This window comes from Candidatus Berkiella aquae (assembly GCF_001431295.2).
In the GTDB taxonomy this organism is placed as follows: Bacteria; Pseudomonadota; Gammaproteobacteria; order Berkiellales; family Berkiellaceae; genus Berkiella; species Berkiella aquae.
The window spans coordinates 2,890,480-2,909,377 of the sequence record NZ_LKAJ02000001.1; the positions used below are offsets into that span (position 1 = coordinate 2,890,480).

The 18,898-nt window shown below is 39.8% G+C and carries 13 protein-coding genes and 1 other RNA gene; 3 read left to right on the forward strand and 11 right to left on the reverse strand.

What is annotated here, in order from left to right:
• The first annotated feature begins 134 nt into the window (after positions 1–134).
• The 3 genes from HT99x_RS12625 (at position 135) to HT99x_RS12635 (ending at position 8,327) form a co-directional block, all read left to right on the forward strand.
• The gene (locus HT99x_RS12625; protein ID WP_083482956.1) at positions 135–1,535 is read left to right on the forward strand and encodes an amino acid permease; all 1,401 of its coding nucleotides are present in this window, start codon (positions 135–137) and stop codon (positions 1,533–1,535) included.
• Positions 1,536–1,722: 187 nt separating this feature from the next.
• On the forward strand, positions 1,723–7,314 hold the full coding sequence (locus HT99x_RS12630; protein ID WP_075067206.1) for a SidE phosphodiesterase domain-containing protein: 5,592 nt from the start codon (positions 1,723–1,725) through the stop codon (positions 7,312–7,314).
• 77 nt (positions 7,315–7,391) lie between these two features.
• Complete coding sequence (locus HT99x_RS12635; RefSeq protein WP_075067205.1) at positions 7,392–8,327, forward strand: ankyrin repeat domain-containing protein; 936 nt, start codon at positions 7,392–7,394, stop codon at positions 8,325–8,327.
• Positions 8,328–8,361: 34 nt separating this feature from the next.
• On the opposite strand, the gene HT99x_RS12640 is transcribed toward HT99x_RS12635, so the two are convergent.
• From HT99x_RS12640 to HT99x_RS12690, 11 genes are all read right to left on the reverse strand, one after another.
• Positions 8,362–9,015, reverse strand: a complete 654-nt coding sequence (locus HT99x_RS12640) for a hypothetical protein (protein WP_139016635.1) — start codon at positions 9,013–9,015, stop codon at positions 8,362–8,364.
• A gap of 49 nt (positions 9,016–9,064) precedes the next feature.
• Positions 9,065–11,023 (reverse strand): molecular chaperone HtpG, encoded by a 1,959-nt coding sequence (gene htpG / locus HT99x_RS12645; protein WP_075067203.1) that lies wholly within the window; start codon positions 11,021–11,023, stop codon positions 9,065–9,067.
• Positions 11,024–11,053: 30 nt separating this feature from the next.
• Positions 11,054–11,650: a recombination mediator RecR gene (recR, locus tag HT99x_RS12650; protein ID WP_075067202.1), complete on the reverse strand. Its 597-nt coding sequence runs from the start codon at positions 11,648–11,650 to the stop codon at positions 11,054–11,056.
• Positions 11,640–11,963, reverse strand: coding sequence for a YbaB/EbfC family nucleoid-associated protein (locus HT99x_RS12655; RefSeq protein ID WP_075067201.1), 324 nt, complete (start codon positions 11,961–11,963; stop codon positions 11,640–11,642). Before HT99x_RS12655 ends, recR begins: the two co-directional genes overlap by 11 nt.
• A gap of 11 nt (positions 11,964–11,974) precedes the next feature.
• Positions 11,975–13,750 carry a DNA polymerase III subunit gamma/tau gene (gene dnaX, locus HT99x_RS12660; RefSeq protein ID WP_200957152.1) on the reverse strand — a complete coding sequence of 592 codons (1,776 nt, stop codon included), beginning with the start codon at positions 13,748–13,750 and terminating at the stop codon, positions 11,975–11,977.
• Positions 13,738–13,834: signal recognition particle sRNA small type (ffs, locus tag HT99x_RS12665), an RNA gene on the reverse strand. Before ffs ends, dnaX begins: the two co-directional genes overlap by 13 nt.
• 103 nt (positions 13,835–13,937) lie before the next feature.
• Positions 13,938–14,891, reverse strand: coding sequence for a glycosyltransferase (locus HT99x_RS12670; RefSeq protein WP_075067200.1), 954 nt, complete (start codon positions 14,889–14,891; stop codon positions 13,938–13,940).
• Positions 14,892–14,958: 67 nt separating this feature from the next.
• Positions 14,959–15,921 (reverse strand): NAD-dependent epimerase/dehydratase family protein, encoded by a 963-nt coding sequence (locus tag HT99x_RS12675; RefSeq protein WP_075067199.1) that lies wholly within the window; start codon positions 15,919–15,921, stop codon positions 14,959–14,961.
• Positions 15,911–16,702, reverse strand: coding sequence for a glycosyltransferase (locus tag HT99x_RS12680; RefSeq protein WP_075067198.1), 792 nt, complete (start codon positions 16,700–16,702; stop codon positions 15,911–15,913). Before HT99x_RS12680 ends, HT99x_RS12675 begins: the two co-directional genes overlap by 11 nt.
• Positions 16,695–17,855, reverse strand: coding sequence for a glycosyltransferase (locus tag HT99x_RS12685; protein ID WP_075067197.1), 1,161 nt, complete (start codon positions 17,853–17,855; stop codon positions 16,695–16,697). The genes HT99x_RS12680 and HT99x_RS12685 overlap by 8 nt, the downstream gene beginning before the upstream one ends.
• The gene (locus HT99x_RS12690) at positions 17,852–18,895 is read right to left on the reverse strand and encodes a glycosyltransferase (RefSeq protein ID WP_075067196.1); all 1,044 of its coding nucleotides are present in this window, start codon (positions 18,893–18,895) and stop codon (positions 17,852–17,854) included. The genes HT99x_RS12685 and HT99x_RS12690 overlap by 4 nt, the downstream gene beginning before the upstream one ends.
• Positions 18,896–18,898 lie beyond the last annotated feature (3 nt).

Here is an 18,898-nt window from a genome sequence, read left to right on the forward strand (position 1 = left end):
ACTTTCTTAATTAACTTACAAATAACTTATGTGAACTGCTTAATTTTTCAATAAAGGGTGCTACTATACGCCAGCCATTTTGCATTTAGGCAAGGCATATTACCCTTTTCAATATTAGCACCCAAAGGATCAAAGTGAACCCAACGACAGCACGTCCAGCAAAAGCCTTAGGTTTGTTTACACTTTCGATGATCAGTGTTTCAGCCATTATTGCGTTGCGAAACCTACCTACCTTAGCGAAAAATGGTTTCTCTATCGTTTCTATACTCGTGCTGGCGGCTTTGTTGTTTTTTATTCCTGTTGCGCTTTGCTGTGCAGAATTAGCCTCCGGGTGGCCTAAAAATGGTGGGGTCTATGCCTGGGTCAAAGAAGCCTTTGGGGAAAAAGCGGGTGCTTTAGCTGTATGGCTTGAATGGATTGAAAGCGTGGTTTGGCTACCTACCGTGCTTTCATTTATCGCATCAGCGATTGCCTATGTGGTGGATCCGGTGCTCGCTCAAAATCGCTATTATATGTTGGCTGTAATGTTAACGGTGCTTTGGTCTGGCACCTTGCTCAATTTTTTAAGCACGCAAACCTCAGGTTGGGTGAGTACGCTTGGGATCATTGCCGGTAGTCTTATCCCAGGTATGATTATTATTGCACTTGGCTCAATGTGGTTTGCTACCGGCCAACCGGTACAATTAGAATTTTCAACGGCGGCATTATTACCTGATTTTTCTTCTCTCTCATCTCTTTCTTATTTTACAGTGATTGCCTTGGGTTTTGCCGGGATTGAAGTCGCGGCCTTTTATGTACAAGACACTGAAAACCCCACCCGCACTTTTCCTCGTGCCACGTTTATTTCTGCTGCCATCATCATTACGATTTACGTGTTGGGAGCCTTGGCGATTGGGATTGTGATCCCTAAAGAAGATTTGAATCTTGCCTCTGGCATGATGCAAGCCATGACTGAATTCTTCAAGTTCTTACACATGCCGTGGGCCGTGCCGGTCTTTGCGATTTTTTCAGTGATCGGGGGGTTAGCCTTATTAAACACTTGGATTATTGGCCCAAGTAAAGGGTTACATGCCAGTGCCTTACATGATGATTTACCTAAAATCACGCAATATACCAACCGTAATGGCTCACCCATTGTGATTTTATTGATGCAAGCTCTGATTGGTAGTTGCCTCATTAGCATGAATTTATTCATTCCCACCATGAATCAATTTTATTGGATCTTCCAAGTGCAAGCGGCCCAATTAATTCTTCTAATGTATCTGATGATTTTTTTAAGTGTGATTCGATTACGTTATACCCAGCCTGGCGTACAACGTATCTATCGTATCCCCGGCGGCAATTATGGCGTTTGGATAGTGGCAGGAACTGGTGCTCTCTTTTGTGTTGCGGCTTTTCTATTAGGCTTCATTGCGCCACCTGAATACCAGTTTGATGAAAAAACCTACACCCTTACCCTCTTAAGCGGTATTATTCTGTTTTCAGCACCACCCTTTTTATGGCAGTGGTGGCGTAAGTATTTAGCCCAGAATTAAATGCGAGCATGACAAGATGGATAAATTTTTCTATCAATTTATCCGTCTTATTCCCCCGAATACAAGGCTTTTGCACCCTACATCATTGAACTAATATTTTCCCTCAAATGTCGTATACCTGAGTAATTATCTGCAATTAAAACTGTAATTACACATAATCTTCAAAATGTGCAACGAGGGTATTGGAATGAGTTTAAATATCAATTTTGACCAAGATTTCATCAATGCAGCTAATTATGTTTTAGAGCAACATCTTAGCTTGCCTTACACAGAGGGCTTTGGTGATGGTGGAAGGCAACCAGGATATTCTAAACAGTACATCGATCGTCCGCTTCATGGATTAATCCATGCCATGAGAAAAGTTGCCTATGCTCCTGTCTATTATCAGCTGTTAAAAAATAAAGGGGTAAAAGGGAGTGAAGCGTTAGATGAAAATGAACTAAAAAAAATAATGATTGCCTTGTTATTTCAAATATCAGGTAGACAAAGTGAATTCAATAGTGGTGACAAACGTGGCAGGTATCGACAAGCCAGCGCAGATAACTTTGAAAAATTTGCTAAACAGCATATGAGTCATTTATTTAAAAATGACGATATTAAAAAATATAAAGCCATTATTGCCGAAGCTGCGCATAACCCATACCAACATTCACTAGAAATGAAGATTATGCGTCAAGTTCATGCTTTAGAGTTAATTAGATTGCAAGACAAATCTGTTGAAATGTTCTATATGTCTGACAATTATAACGGTATTGCTGGTGGTCTGGTTAAACAATTTGACGAAAAATCAGCGCTTGATTATATGGATTACATTGTCTCACTGTTTGAAGCAACCGGTGATACACTAGATAAAATTGATATCGGTCCTGGTAAACAATTTATTTCGCTACAACATGGCGACATAACTTATCCTAAGTCTACTCCCGTTTTTAAGAGAGATGAAATACCACTTAATCTAGAAACATTTGAAGATTGCCAATATTCGGTTGAAAAGTGTTTACAACAAATAGTTTCCGTTAAGCCCCCCTTTGGTATTCAATACCTTATTAATAATAAAAAACCAGTTGCAATAACTTCACCACAACCTCCCCAACCCAAAAAATTATCTGATGAAGAAAATAGGCGACTGCTAGAATTACAAAAAATGGAATCTGAGTTAAAAGAGTGGATCATTGCTCTTGAAGGGCTGGGAGAAGATGGAGTTGTCGTTATTCAAGAAAAAACAGCCGAATTGCAAGAGGTAAAGAAGGAAATTGCAGAATTAACGGGTAAGGTTGCAAATGGTAAAGAAAGTAAAAGCACTGAGCAGAAAATTTATGGTGCTAATTCTTATCAGGTTATGGTTAAAAATAGCCTATGCTATGATGGTGTACTGCGAGATGAGGTACGTATCCCTGGCGATAATAATTGCTGTTACAATGCTGCGATTGTTGCCGCGAAACAAGCGGGCGTTCAATTACCCCGGGGAATTAGTAACCATTATGAACTAAGACAAGAAGTGGCGAGGAGAATGCGGGCCGATTATGATCTTAATCCCAATGATATTGGTGGCGATTTTGCTGCAGCTATAGAAGGATACAATCGAGAATTTAGAACTAATATAGAAACTTTTGATGAATATATTAACGAAGTAGAAAAATTAGATACTTGGGGAGGAGAATACGAGCTAAAAAAAATGGCAGAAATTTTAGAGATGAATGTTGTTGTTTTTTCTGATAGACAAGCTCAAGCTCCCGTTACCATTGAAACCGATCCAACTCATCCCACTGTTTATCTACATCATACCAGCGTCCATTATAACTTTTATGTTGCTCATGATGCATGGCAAGGTTTACCTTTTAACGATCCTGTCATCTTATTTGAACAACAAATCAATCAAATAAGACGCCAACAAATTTTAGCGGACCTACAAAAAATTCCGCAAAAGGATGCAGGCAAAACGAATATCCATGACATTCATAAAGGCAAGACTAGTATAGGTATTGAAATTACTTATGAAAATTACTTGGAAACAGGCAAAAAATTCCATCAAGTTGGCGTAAAAATGAGAGAAATTACGCAAAATCTAGAGAATGGAACGCAAATGCAAGAAGAAAAAAAACAACAACTTAGACACAACCTTGAGCTATTAGCATCACGTTTCGTAGAACAGGGAAAATCTTTGGAAGAAATGCGCCAAGCATTTAACAAAGATCCCTCTTTTGATAAAAGCTTGAGAATGCATTATGCAATGTTAATGAAAGCATATGAACATCAAATCAATTTACTATCAAAAGCCAATCAACATTTGCGAAGTCTTATAGCTAAACAAGTTGAGATGGTGTCAAAACAGGTCCATCTTGAATCTGCCGAGCTTCTTAAGCTCAAGCAAGAAATTGAGGAAGCTAAAATAACGCAACAAAAAGTAAAAGAAATAGCTGCAGATAAATTAAAAGAACTTGAAACAGAAATGACCTTTATTCTTCGTGAAATGGTCCCAAATGATAATCGTGCTCAGATGATTGCTCGTTATAAGCGTAAAGAAAATCTCGCTCATAAACTACTTGATGTTAAAGCTTCTGATAAGACTGAAATCAATTTTAATGTGGTCAGTTTGGTTCATCTTAAGAATTTTCTCAGAGCTAACTATGATCCTTTACTTTCAATAAAAGAAAACATTAAACAATATTTTCAAGATCCACTCATTAGAGCAATGCTTTATAATGGCGGTCAGGTTGGTGATAAATGGCTCTATTATCACAAAGATGCTCACACTTTTGGTCGCGTCGCAGATTTTCAACGCGACGATGGTCAATATGATGAGGAATTGATTGAACATTTATGCGAACAGCTAAAGCAAATGGTCTTCGCAGAAACGCAAAATGCAGGCTCGTATGCATTATATAATGCAATGTCTGCCAATTTAGGTGTCGGTAATGATGTCATTCGAGAACTCAGCTCGCTATTTGCTGGTAAAGGCTATGATGCGATGTTTCGTTTATTTTCAGAAGGATTTGATTACGATACCGCAGAAGATTTTAGAAAAGATGTTTATGAAACGCAAAAAATAATGGATGGAGGCCCCGAATTTCACAGCAGAGGGCTTTGTTGTGGTTTAAGCCCTTTTCAACCATTACAAAATGAAAGCCCTTTAGATTTTTGGGCACATAATAGGAATGTCCAGACTTTTGATCGTTGGGAGAAAGAAATTTTACCCAAATTAAGCAGCGTGATTTTAGATGAAAAAATGATTCGAGAACTCAATAAAGAATATCAAGAACTCATAGAACTGAGCAATCAATTGGGTGCCCGTATGACTCAATTTTTATTATCGGCTGAGGATATCGATCGCTATGCTTGGTTAAGCGGCGCTTATGGTTTTAAACTTCCTGGGGTCAACAACCCAATAGGAGAAATCGTTGAGACAGAAAAACTTAGCGAAACCCTAGATTATTACACTGAAAGCCCTGATGAATTTATCAAAGAAGCTGGCATCAAAAGAAAGTCTTTGCTAGAGAACAAAGACAATGCAGACCTCTTTATTGACCATCTTAAAATAAACCATAAAGCAGAAGTGTACGATAATGATTATAGCTCAGAGATGGATGAACGTAAAAACATGGGTCAATTTCAAGCGAGATTATATCTTCATCCTGATTTATTTGAACCTGACCGTATGCAGGTTAACACGTATTATTCGCTGCCAACCAACCTGAAAATTGAAGCAGAATACCACGAAAAACTACATCAGTTCTCTGAAAAAATATGTGGCCTTGTTATTAAGGCACAAAGAAAAAATCTGGCTAAACAAGATCAGGTTCCAGATGAGTTGAAGCGAAGTATCTTCATGCATCCTTTTAAATATACCGATGAAGATGCCCATCAGAAAGCAAAAGCATTGCTGAAGCAAATGATTCAACCCAATGAAATCTCAGAATCACCGGTGGTATCGGTTTCTCCTTTGTTTAAAAACATCGATGATATAAATCAGCGACAAATTCAACTCAATGAAAAAATCAATCAAATTGCTATTTATATGAATAGCAATTTCTCTAGCGACGAGAAAAAGCAAACAGCGCTTTATCAGCTATTTTTTGATGCCATTGCCTCTGGCGACATCGAAATCTTTAGACTATTAAAAGTTTACAGTTCAAGCGAAAATTACAATCATAAATATTTCCCAATTAGCCTTGATGCTATTGCAAAAGATAAGAATCCTGTTAATGCCTTCATCTTGGCCGCAAATTATAATCAAACAGCAATGCTTAAGGAATTACTGGCCACCCGTGAACAAAATATCGGCATTTTTAATAGACCTTCTGGACATTTAGCTTTACGCAGAATGGCCGTTGATGAAAAAACCGGAGATACTCCGCTACATTATTTAGCACAGGCTGGAAATATTGAGGGATTTAAAAATCTAGTGCAATCACTGATTTCTCGCCGAAGTTATACCTCTTATATCTATCACACAGGTATTCATCTCAATAAAAAAGGTAATACGCCACTGCATATACTTGCTTTTAATGAGCCAGAAACTGCTGAAAGCAGAAGTGAGATTTTAAATTATCTATTAGATGAAAAAAGTGCCAGCGAATTTGATACCTTATTTGGTGTCAATGCCGTGACTACAGTTAACCAATTCGGTTTATCACCTATCATGATTGCAGCACTCACCCAAAATATTGATGCTATCGTGCTATTTGCAGAAAAAGCAAAATTATCTAACAATCAACGGCTTATTTATCTATGGATGGCGCAAGCACCTTACCAGCATCTAGCTGAAATTCAACGCAATATTGACCAATATGGTAATATCCCAGGCTTTGTTCCTAAGCAATGGCAAATGCCCCATGAGTTTCAAAAATTGCAACTTGGCAATGTGTCTAAATTAATCAGCAAACCAAAAACAATTGATGAATTGAAAAAGCAATTTGAACAAGCCTTAACTGTTAAAAACAATTCCGCTGAAATTGAAGCTATTTACCACGATCTATTGGCCGCTCAAGATCTCGAAGGGGTCAAAACCTATTTAAGTATTTTATTAGCCTCTCTTTCACTAGGAAAACATCATGATGAATTAGAAAATTTAATCCATTTAACGAATAAACAGCAAGTTAAACTTTCTACTGCCCGTAAAGATGACAAAGAAAATGATACGCCTTTACTCGCTGCTGCAAAAGCAGGCGATCTAGAAACTGTTCATAAATTGCTTTCTAATAAAACGACATTAGATACAAGACGCACGTCTCAAGATACACATGGAAAAACAGCTCTACACTATCTTGTAGAACGCACTGACAGCATGGATGTTATCAAATTATTATTAGATAGTAGCAGTTGGAAACAACAGTTTTCTACGGCGTATGATCCCACTTGCATTAAAGATAACGATGGCAATACACCAGCACATTTGTTAGCACAATCGGCAAATCTGACGCTATTAGGTGACATTGATACCCTTTTCGGAGGATGGTACAGAGGGCTACACAACACACTTTACCATGCCTCCTATCTCATAAATGATGAAGGTAAAACTCCCATCATGATTGCAGCACTCGAACATCCTGACAAACCTGAACTCATTAATTATTTTGCGGCGGCGATGGGATATAAAGACAATGATCCAGAAATTAAGCTGTATCAAGATCTTGCAAAGGCTATTGTTTCCAAAAATCCCCAAGACGTACAACAGAGACTGGCGGGAATCAGTAAAGCAAAAACTTGGAATAGCATCCCTCTTTCTGCGGATGAACTATTAGCAGGTACACAGCAAAAACGGATAAAAAGAAATCTTTAGCCGATAAACTGTTGCAACCAGATGTTAGTTAGATTAATATTACCAAAGTCTCAATATAACGTGGTTATCAACATATTATGCTAACATTTTCAAATAGAACAACTTATTCTCAAATTCATAGCCAACATCTCTTATTAATAGCAGAAGGTAAGACGCCTTCTAACATTGATGGCAATACACATAAGCAATTGATTGAACTTTTAGCAAGAGATGGTGTTAACGAAGACACCACCGATTTTCACCAAAAATATTTGTATAAATATGCGCATTATTGTTTAGCACATCGCCAAGCTGCCAATCCTAACTGTCAAGACACGGATAATGGTGAAACCCCGCTTATTAAAGCCGCAGCATGCAATGATATTCAACTGATGCAATTATTAATCTCTTTTAAAGCCAACATTGACGATTTTGATAATGAGGGCAATACTGCGCTTCATGTCGCCTGCGCAATGGGACATCTCAATGCTGTTACGTTTCTATTGGATAAAGATAGAGGTAGCGTGTTATCGATGAATAATTCAAGGCAATTCCCCATTCATTTTGCCGTTCGTTTCCCTAACATTATTGCTGCTTTATTGGAATACAGATCGCCTATCAACCCCCTTTGTAATAAAATGAAAACGCCATTACATTATGCGGTTGAATGCAACGCTCCTAAAGAATCCTTTGAAGTATTAATTCAACATAGTGCTAACTTCATGCAGCAAGATAGCGAACAACGAACACCTCTTCAGGTGGGTTCAAATAGCGTTTATCTGCAAAGTATTGGTTGCGATACACAATTGAAAGCCTTAGAAGAAATCGTTACCGCGAAAGCTAAAGCACTTGCTGACGATGCAAAATGGCAATTTTTACTCAATTTGTTTGATGAGAAAAAAGTTAACCTGCCAGCCGAAATCTATCAACTTATTCTCGAGCAGGTTGGTCTACAAGATTTTGTCAGTGCCGCACAAAATGATGATGAGTGCAAAGCCTTAGTTTCAAGTTTTAACAAAATGTCTATGCAATAAAAAAGCCGGCAGTTGCCGGCTTCTTTTTATATACTTAATAACGAGCTTTGGGGCCGAAAAATTTCACGAATAAAAAGCACATGGGAATAGAACAAATGCTTAACCAAATTTTAACGGATAGCAAAGACAACATTTTCCATAATGCAATATAAGAATCACTTGAAACCCAGTGAAAAATGGGCGCCAAAACTAACATATCCAGCACCAAAACCCCAAGCAATAGCAGACAGATCCGCAGTAACAGCCAATCTTTACCCAATTTGATTTTCAAAAAGGCACCAGCTTTGACTATTGCCTTTGCGCTCAATAAATAACTTAAGGTTAACATGAAGACAATGCCAAATTGTTGCCAATTTTCAATATTATCCACATCGTCTTTGACCCAAAATGTCGGGATAGGGAGCGACAATCCATAGTAGATAAAAACGGCAATGATCAGATTGATAGCCGCTGTATAACCAATAATGTAATTGGTTTTGCGAAAACCTATCGTCTCTGTCAGAAAAATCACACCACAGAATATCAACTGAATTAACAAAGTACCCGATGAACAGCTAAAGTAAAACAATCGTAAAGAATGATCACCGACAAAATTAGCGGAAACTAAAATCAGACTATAAAAAAAAAGGAAGTAATCAATGAAGCCTCTATTATCAGAGGCTACATAACTTTTTATACTTGATATCATTTTTTTTCCATTTTGCTTAAAGCGAGGGCTTACAGCCCTCAAGCGAAAATTAGTTCGTCGAATTACCATTACCTTTGTGTGCCACATTCAGCAATAGTTCATTAAAACGTTTCACAAAGGTACCTGGATCATCTAATTGCCCACCTTCTGCTAAAATAGCTTGATCTAGCAAGATTTCACTTAAATCATGAAAGCGACTCACATCTTGTTCATCTTTCAGACGCAAAACTAACAAATGATGGGGATTCAGCTCTAATGTCGGCTGATTGTTCACCGCCTGACCTGCTTGCCGTAAAATTCGCTGCATATGACTACTCATCTGCCCTTCATCACTGACAATACAAGAAGGAGAGGTGGTCAAACGTTCACTTAAGCGTACTTCGGTTACTTTATCACCTAGCGCAGCTTTTACCTTAATCAGTAAATCTTTAAATGTAGCTTCATCAGCTGATTTCTTTTCTTTATCTGCTTCTGATTCCTTTTCATGTTCACTTTTAACAAAATCTAAATTCTCGAGTTTGCCTGCGGCAACCGAATGAAATTGTTTTTTCTCATATTCTGTTAAATGTGACATTAACCATTCATCGATTCTGTCGCTCAATAAGAGAACTTCCACTCCTTTAGCGCGGAAAATTTCAAGATGCGGACTATTCTTAGCAGCATTAAATGAATCTGCTGCAATGTAATAGATTTTTTCTTGCTCGGGTTTCATTCTTGATAAGTAATCATCTAACGAAATTTCCTGAGTTTCATTGTCATTGTGAGTAGAAGAGAAACGCAATAATTTCGCAATCGCTTCTTTATTAACAAAATCTTCAGCAGGGCCTTCTTTTAACACCTGGCCAAATTCGCGCCAGAATTTAAGATATTTTTCATTATCGGATTTGGCTAAATCTGCCAGCATTCCTAGCACTCGTTTGATAACTGAAGCACGAATTGCATCGACCAACTTATTGCTTTGTAAAATTTCTCGAGAGATATTTAAAGGCAAATCATTGCTATCGATAATCCCGCGCACAAAACGTAAATAACTAGGTAAGAACTGTTCTGCATCATCCATAATGAATACGCGACGAACATATAATTTTAAACCACGGGGTTTATTGGGTTGCCATAGATCATAGGGTGCTTTTGAAGGAATATATAGCAGCGTTGTATATTCAAATTTACCTTCCACTTTGTTATGTGCCCATAACATGGGATCTTCAAAATCATGCGCTATATGTTTATAAAATTCGCAGTAGGCTTCATTATCAATTTCACTTTTAGGTGTAACCCATAAAGCCGTTGCGCGATTTACCACTTCTTGCTCGGTGGTATCTTCTGGCACTTCTTTACCTTCGGCCCAGTGGCTATAGGGCTCTTTCTTCATATAGACGGGAACGTTAATATGATCGGAGTATTTGCCAACAATATTACGCAAACGTAAGCCACTCAGAAATTCATCTTCTGCTGGCTTTAAGTGTAAAATAATTTGAGTACCACGTTCAGGTAACTCGATATTTTCAACGGTATAATCACCTTCACCAGCCGATTCCCAGCAAACGCCTTCTTCTGGGGGTAACCCTGCCTTGCGGGTTTTCACCGTCACTTTATCCGCAACGATAAAACTGGAATAAAAACCGACGCCAAACTGGCCAATTAGGTTGCGATCTTTTGCTTGATCGCCGGTCAAGGATTGCAAGAAAGCTTGTGTACCTGATTTGGCAATCGTTCCTAAATGAGAAATGGTATCTTCGCGTGACATACCAATGCCATTGTCACGAACCGTAATCGTATTAGCATCTTTATCATAGGAGACATGGATAGCAAGCTCGGTATCCCCTTCAAAAAGTTCTGAATTAGAAATAGCAGCAAAACGCAGTTTATCTATCGCATCCGAAGCATTAGAGATAAGTTCTCTTAGGAAAATTTCTTTATTACTATAAAGAGCATGGATCATCAGATGCAGCAGCTGTTTGACTTCAGTTTCAAAGCCACGTGTTTCTTTTGCTGTCGCTACGTTCATGGTTTACCTCTCTATTTTTCGTTTCTCTTTTTAGACTGTTGCTCTGTCGGCGAGTGCTTTTGCTAAAGTGCCACCATCAATGTACTCAAGATCGCCCCCCATCGGCACGCCATGAGCAATACGAGTGGCCTGTATGTTAAAAGATTTTACTAAATCTGCAATATAATAAGCGGTCGCTTCTCCTTCGACCGTTGCATTGGTTGCTAAGACAACCTCTTTTACCGTGCCTTCTTCAAGCACAGCCACCAATTCGTTAATCCCAATGTCCTCTGGCCCAATACCATCGATAGGCGACAAGTGACCTGTCAATACAAAATAAATCCCATGAAACCCACCGGTTTGCTCAATAGCGGCAAGATGGGCAGGTCCTTCCACGATACACAATAAGCTGCGATCACGGTTTTTATTTTCACAGATAGCGCATAAAGGCTGTTCACATAACGAACGACACTTTTCGCATTTACCGACTTGTTTAATCGCTAACGAGAGCATTTGTGCTAAACGCTGCGCGCCATCTCTCTCACGCTCGAGCAAGTAAAATGCCATGCGCTGCGCACTTTTAGGCCCAACACCCGGTAGCACTCGCAATGCCTCGATTAATTGTTTAACAAGCGGGCTAAAAGCCAAAATTTCCTCCGCCCATTTGTTTAGTCGCTTCCATCATCTCTTGCTTGACCATTTGCCCTGCATTTTGTAATGCTTGGTTCACAGCGCCCATAATGAGTTCACTAATGACTTCGGGTTTTTCTTCAAATAAAGTAGGTGCCAGTGCTAGACGAGTTATTTGCATTTTTAGATTCACATCCACAATAACTAAATCGCCCCCAGCCTGCCCTGTTACAATTTTGTCACTTTGATGGCGCATATTTTCTTGTATCTTTTGCGCATTTTGCAATAGGGTGTTCATCATGGCTTTTAAATCAATATTATTGTTATCCATCTTTTCGTACCTCAAACGGCTTTAATATCTTCAACTTTAGCATCGAAAGTCGATACTAAAGATTGTACTATTGGATCTTCTTCAACAGAGCGCACGGCTTGTTGCTGACGCTCGGCTAATTGCGTTTGCTCTTGCATCATCAATGTCGTCCCTTGGACAACGCCTAATTCAATGGTCAGTTTTACCTCAACACCCAGCTGACTCTTTAGCGCGTCTTGTATTTGTGCTAGGCGTAATGGGCTAACCAGCGTCTTTTGCGATTCTTCTAAGGTTAATACCATATTGCGCCCATCCCATTTTGTTAGAATGCAATGTTTCACCAACATGCGGGTTAACCCGGATAACGGTAATTTAGCACTCAGCTCTAACCAATTAATCTCGGATGCACTGGAGGCAAGATTCGCTTGAACGGAAACAGCAGCAGGTGCTACAACAGGAGCAGGCGCTGGTGGCGCATCATTGGGAGAAACCGCAACCACAGGCGATGGCTCTCGCACCGGTGCTGCAATGGGCACTTGACTAACCGCTGTTGCAATCATCGGTGCGGGTGTTGTCATTGCAGGCGGCACGGTGAGAGGCGCTGGCACTTTCGATGGCACAGGACGCTGGGTGACTTTATTCCCATCACTTAGTTCGCGCGGTTTAAAAAGAGCCATTCGCAGTAAAGTCATTTCAAAACCTGTTCGCATGTCAGGCGCAAAACGCAGATCTTTTTGGCTTGTTAGACCAATCTGATATAAAAGCTGTACCGCTTCTTGGCTTAATTTATCTTTAACGGCTAAGGTTGCTTCATCAATTTCTGCTAAAGCTGCCAATGAGGCTGATTCTTCGGGTAAAGCTTGCGCTAAGGCAATGGCATGTAAGCTCTGTAATAATGAACCTAATATTTTTTCATAATCAGCACCCACTGTCGCGATTTCTTCAACAATAGCTAAACATTGTTTCAAATCTTCGTCAGCCAGTGCCTGCAACAATGAAGGTAAATATCGATAATAACTTAAGCCAAATAATTCATCGACTTCATTGGTTTTCAATTCAAGGTTGCTATAAGCAATTGCTTGTTCCAATAAACTAATAGCATCACGCATACTCCCTGCTCCCAGGCGGGCAATTCGTTGCAATGCGCCAAGCTCATAAGGGATTTTTTCATTATTCACGATATCTTGTAACTGCGCGAAGATATCGGCTGAGGAGAGGGCTTTAAGACTCAAACGCAAACAACGCGATAATACCGTGACAGGGATCCTCTCTGGATCGGTTGTTGCTAAAATAAACTTAACGTGTGCTGGGGGTTCTTCTAACGTTTTTAACAGTGCATTAAAGCTATGCCCTGATAGCATATGAACTTCATCGATGAGATAGATTTTAAAACGTGAAGCCGTTGGGGCATATTGCACATTATCTAATAATTCTCGTGTATCTTCGACACGGGTTCTGGATGCGCCATCCACCTCAATCAAATCAACACTGCGTCCATTATCAATTTCAATGCAAGCAGCGCACTCACCGCAAGGTTCTGGTGTAATGCCTTTTTGACAGTTAAGCGCTTTGGCTAAAATGCGAGCAATGGTTGTCTTACCCACCCCTCGCGTTCCAGTAAAAAGATAAGCATGATGAACTTGCTGTCGTTTTAAAGCATTCGTTAATGCACGGGTGACTTGTTCTTGACCACGCAAGCTCGAGAAAGTTTTGGGTCGCCATTGACGCGCTAACACTTGATAGGCCACAACACATCCTTTGTTAAGTAAAGGTATTGGTTTGAGGTTGGCGGCAACCTCGTCAGCCACACTCCGGCACATGAGTCCACTACTACCGTTGCTCCCTTCCGGGCCTGGCGGGGTTCATAGTGTATCATTGCGGAGGGACCGACGAGATCACCATAGGATATACTTATTCGCTCAAAATTCAAGCGTTAAAAGCCCGCAAAGCTTATCATATTATTGGCGACTAAGTTAAGCACCCTTCGCAGAGCCTTCAGGCCATTTTACGTTTTGGCGTCGTTTCGCGTTTAGTCAGCAAATTAATTAGTCGGTTACCGAAAGAAATAGTACTCGATAAGGTTAGCGCTAGGTAGAAGAAACTACGTGAAAAAATATTTGTCAGTTCACTAAAGTTTTTCTGATAAAAATGGCTCCACCCTAAGAAAGATTGCCATTCTTGCTTGAATAATCTTCTAGAGCGCAAAGCAGGATTAGCGATTGCCAAAACGGCTTCAGGCGCTTGGAAAACATCCCCTCCCATTTGGTGAACCCGCAAACACAGATCCCAATGAAAGGTCGTGTGATAACAGCGCTTATCAAAACCTTTCAGCTGCGCAAAAGTGCGCATAGGAAGCAATAAACACTCTGCTGATACCACTTGTGCATAAAGCCCCCCTCCTACCAATGAGACTTCGGGTACTTCATTCGTTGTTAATGTCTTAAAATTCTTCATAAACTGCGAGGGCAGATGATGTTTTTGTTCTCTCTTGGTTAATGCAGCCCCCACAACCCATGCACCGGGTTTACGGATCCCAATGGCTAATAGCTGCATAATGGCATTCTTTTGCAATAAACCATAAGCACTTAAAAATAAGGCAAAAGGCGTAGAAGCATATTGCGCCCCTAAATTATAAGCCTCAGCAAGACCACAAACGTTGTGCCCATCGACCAAAATGGCACGTGGATATTGATAAGCAAATTGCGTTAACGCATCTTCCATCAAGCTTGAATGACTACCGTTAACAATAATGAGCTCTCTTACCATCAATTGCGTGATAGCAGATTGTAAGGTTTTCATTACTTGTAGATCATCGCTTTGAATAGCGACAATGACCGATACCATTTTTTGTCTCGGATCTAAATGAACACTAGCGGCCGCTTTGCGCTGGCTTTCGGTGATCGCTAAGCGATCGGACCATAAGCGTTTTAAATCAAGAACGTAAGTCAAACGAACAACCTAAATTTAATCCATATCAACGAGATTGCGCATTATAAGGCAATCTGACCGGAAAATGTCACTTCAAAGATTCAGCAACCGTCATTTTTAAAGCTTCTTCAACCGTCACAGGCGGTAGCCAGTTCAATAGTCGAGTAGATTTCTCAATATTAACTTGTAATGATTCGGTTATTCGCCCTACCTGACGGCGTTTACCCGTGAGCAAGCCGAATAATTTGAGCACGAATAAGGGGAAGGGGAATAATCGCCCACCTCGTCCCAAAGCCTTACGCAACGCCAACAACAATTGTGACGTTGATAAATCCTGATTATCAGAAACTAAAAAAATCTCTCGGTGTGCATTTTGATGATGCAAACAACATTCAATAAAACTCACCAAATTAAAAACACTGACTAGGCTACGTTGATTCTTAAGTAACCGAAATGGTAAAGGATAAGGTGTTTTCGCTAACGCAATCAGCTGTTGGAAATTGCCTTTTACCTTAGGACCATAGATAAGTGGGGGGCGAATAATGACCCATTCCATCCCCTGACGTCTTGCTTCTTCTTTGAGAATTTGTTCACCTTGCAATTTCGATAAACTATAAGCATCTTGTGGTTGTGGGTGATCTTCAGCACGAAATGGCATTTCAAACGTTTGTTCACCATTCACTTTAATACTGCTCACATAAATGAATCGCTTAACATTCCCTTTTACGGCTTGGCGTACGAGTTGCTGTGTTCCTCTGACATTCACCTCTTGATAAGCGCTTAAAGCTTTCATTTTACGATCTTTCATATGGTGAACACGCGCAGCCAAATGCACAATCACAGCAACATCGTCTAATAGATCTTGCCAATCCGTTTTACCATCGATATTTTCAATGGGATGATAACTCAGATTCTCATGGGTAAGAGGATAAACCGGTTGCCGGCCTACTGCTTTAACGCGATATCCTTGATCTAATAAATGTTGACACAAATGCAATCCTAAAAAGCCGGTTGCACCTGTTACCAATATCGTGTGGAGGCTACTTGACATGCAGGGCTTCTCTCTTTGGTTTACGAGTCCATTGATTCAAACGTGACAATACTTTATGAAAAAAGAAAGACCATGGTGAAATAGCAATATCTAATTTTTTAGCTGCTTGCAGAATTTGTTGATTCTGTCGAATAATGCCTTTGATGCTGTTATTGGATACGCCACCTAAACGCATTTTGACCATGACTTGTGGCAAATAGCGCGTCGTAATACGGTGTTTCTCTAAAAAACGCATCATCAATTCAACATCGTTTCCACCTTTAAGATGAATATCAAAAACACCATGCTGTTCATAAACGCGACGACGCACAAAAAAGGTGGGGTGGGCCGGACACCAACCCTTAGCAAACAACCCCGGTTGAAATGAATTAGAGCGCCAATAACGTAAAACGGTTTCAGGCGAATGTGTTGCAAAATAAATAAGATCCGCATAACAAGCATCTAAGTGATTATCTTCAAATGCATTAGCAACCTGCGTCAACACAGCTGAATGTGCATAAAGATCGTCGGCATTTAATAAACCAATCACATCACCCGTTGCTAATTGAATGCCTTTGTTCATTGCATCATAGATGCCTTTATCAGGCTCAGACACAACCGTTTTAATATGCGAACGAAAGGATTCAATGATATTCTGCGTACCATCTTTAGAACCACCATCGATCAAAATATATTCCACATGAGGATATTCTTGAGAAGCAACAGATTGTAAGGTTTCTCTAATGGTATTTGCACTATTAAAGCAAACCGTAATAATCGATATTTTAAGTGGTTTATGCATGAGCGTCTTCATGTAAGATTTTTTGATAAAGATTCATTTGTTGTGTCATGACAGGTTGTATATAAAACTGTTGTGCTCTCTTAAGGGCAGATGCTGCCAACAGTTCGTAATTTGCATAATCATACGATTGCAAAATAGTGGGTGCTAATTCTTCTTGTGCACATAAGAAACCATTTTTACCATGTTCAATCATTTCTTTACGTGTACCATAATTCAAGCCAATCACCGGGGTTTGATGTGCAAAAGCCTCAATCATCGTTAAACCAAACGTTTCATAAGCTAACGAACTATGAATGAGATATTTTGCTTTGGCAATGTATGATAAGGTTTGCGCGTGTGGCAACTGCCCTACAAAAGAAATCTGAGGACTTTTGTAGCGCCCAATTAACCGTGCTTCATCCTCACCTTTGCCAATGACAGTCAAATGAAAATGGGAAGGTAAGGTTTCCCACACAGCAAGCAACAATTCAATCCCCTTTGCTGCTTCAAGTCTACCAACAAACAAATAACCCTTTTTTTCAGTCAATGGGCATAATTGGGTCGCAGGCACAATGGCATTAGGCTTATAAAACAATTTCTGTTTCGGTAGCCATGATAATAATTTTTGTAGCTGAAAATGACTCAAGGCAAAATAGGCATCGATATATTGTTGATAGGCTTTAAAACGATACCAAGCGAAGGCTAGCGCCGCTGCACTACTTTGTAGCCAAGAATTTCGATAACAACGATGTAAAATACCAGGTAGCGCCAACGCTTTACCGACGCATTGTTCACAATTCCCTTTATTTTCTCGGTATAAGGTACCTGCCATACACCACCAACGAAAATTATGTAAAGTATGAACGACTTTAGCACCAGCTGCCTTAGCCCCAGCAAAGACGCTCGGGGTTAATAAGGGAAAAAAATTATGGATATGCACGATATCAATTTGCTGTTCACGCACTATCGTCGCAATGGCGTTAAAATGTCGCCTATCACCCCAAATATTTTGCGCCAATGCCAACATTCGAATGTCATCATTGCTCACAATATATTCGAATATATTGTCACTACCTAAGGTTGATTTTAAAGCGGCTAATTCTCTTTGCACAATAATATCTTCGCCACCAATCAAATGAGATTGATAAGCATTGTGTATCACTAATATCTTCATAGCGTCACCGTTTCAAGATATTGTTTCACTTGCCATTCATCACGTGCTTTAAAATCAATGGCAGCGACATTCGCTAATAACATAGCGTAATGAGCAATGCACCACGTTAATGCTTCAGCGAAGGATTGTAGCGATTTTGGTTCAAATAATCTGCCCGCCTGGTAACGCGTAATAAAATCTTTTGCGGCACCTACCTGATTGGAAGCGATAACTGGTAATCCATAATAAAGTGCCTCTTCTACAACTAAGCCCCAAGGTTCCTTTAAAGACGGTAAAATAAACATATCATGGCTTTGATAATATTCAGCAAGATCTTGGTTTGGCACATGCCCTGCCAATATCACATTCTTTCCTGCTAAGGCTTCTAGTTTCCGTTGTAATGGCCCTTGTCCAACGAGAGTTAATTGATATTGAGGAAATTCCGCAAAAAACTGCACCAAATTTTCAAGATTTTTTTCAGGGGACAAGCGACCAACGTAGAGAAATTTTCCATGAAAGGTTTTAGCGATACTCGCTTTCTTCACTGCATAATGAAAAATCCCAACACCTAGCGTCTGTTTTATCTCTTTGTTAAATGAAAGGGCTTGCAGCAAATGGCGCTGGGCATCGCCTGAACAATAAACTCGTTCGATACGCGACAAGAAAAACCGTTTTATGCTCCCGGCCAAACCTTGCGTCTTACTTTCAAAAATAGAAGATTCCAGTGCTAAAGCATTGCGCTTTTTAGGAAATAACATGGCAATCAACCAAAATTCCCATAGATCCCAACCACCGACAATAATTTGCTGATAATCTAAAGCTTTTAACTGTCGATAAAGTTGCGCGAGGCTTTTTAACTTCATGCGTTCTTCAAATGCCCCTTCATTGATCATGCAATAATCAAATGCAAAATCACTTGGGGTAAAATCTTTGGTGCGGATATTGGAAGCGCTGGCAATAAAAATAACAAATAGCCGGCAATGCTTAGCCAATTCATTATAAAGATTTACTTTATAAAAAGCGGGCAAATGCGTAACAAAGACGATGTCAACCGTTTTCATTGA

Excerpts from the sequence above, each read along its gene's own strand:
- HT99x_RS12680 (WP_075067198.1), bottom strand. The coding sequence starts at position 16,702 with ATGCATAAACCACTTAAAATATCGATTATTACGGTTTGCTTTAATAGT.
- htpG (WP_075067203.1), bottom strand. The coding sequence starts at position 11,023 with ATGAACGTAGCGACAGCAAAAGAAACACGTGGCTTTGAAACTGAAGTC.
- HT99x_RS12685 (WP_075067197.1), bottom strand. The coding sequence starts at position 17,855 with ATGAAGATATTAGTGATACACAATGCTTATCAATCTCATTTGATTGGT.
- HT99x_RS12630 (WP_075067206.1), top strand. The coding sequence starts at position 1,723 with ATGAGTTTAAATATCAATTTTGACCAAGATTTCATCAATGCAGCTAAT.
- HT99x_RS12690 (WP_075067196.1), bottom strand. The coding sequence starts at position 18,895 with ATGAAAACGGTTGACATCGTCTTTGTTACGCATTTGCCCGCTTTTTAT.
- HT99x_RS12640 (WP_139016635.1), bottom strand. The coding sequence starts at position 9,015 with ATGATATCAAGTATAAAAAGTTATGTAGCCTCTGATAATAGAGGCTTC.
- HT99x_RS12635 (WP_075067205.1), top strand. The coding sequence starts at position 7,392 with ATGCTAACATTTTCAAATAGAACAACTTATTCTCAAATTCATAGCCAA.
- HT99x_RS12655 (WP_075067201.1), bottom strand. The coding sequence starts at position 11,963 with ATGGATAACAATAATATTGATTTAAAAGCCATGATGAACACCCTATTG.
- HT99x_RS12675 (WP_075067199.1), bottom strand. The coding sequence starts at position 15,921 with ATGTCAAGTAGCCTCCACACGATATTGGTAACAGGTGCAACCGGCTTT.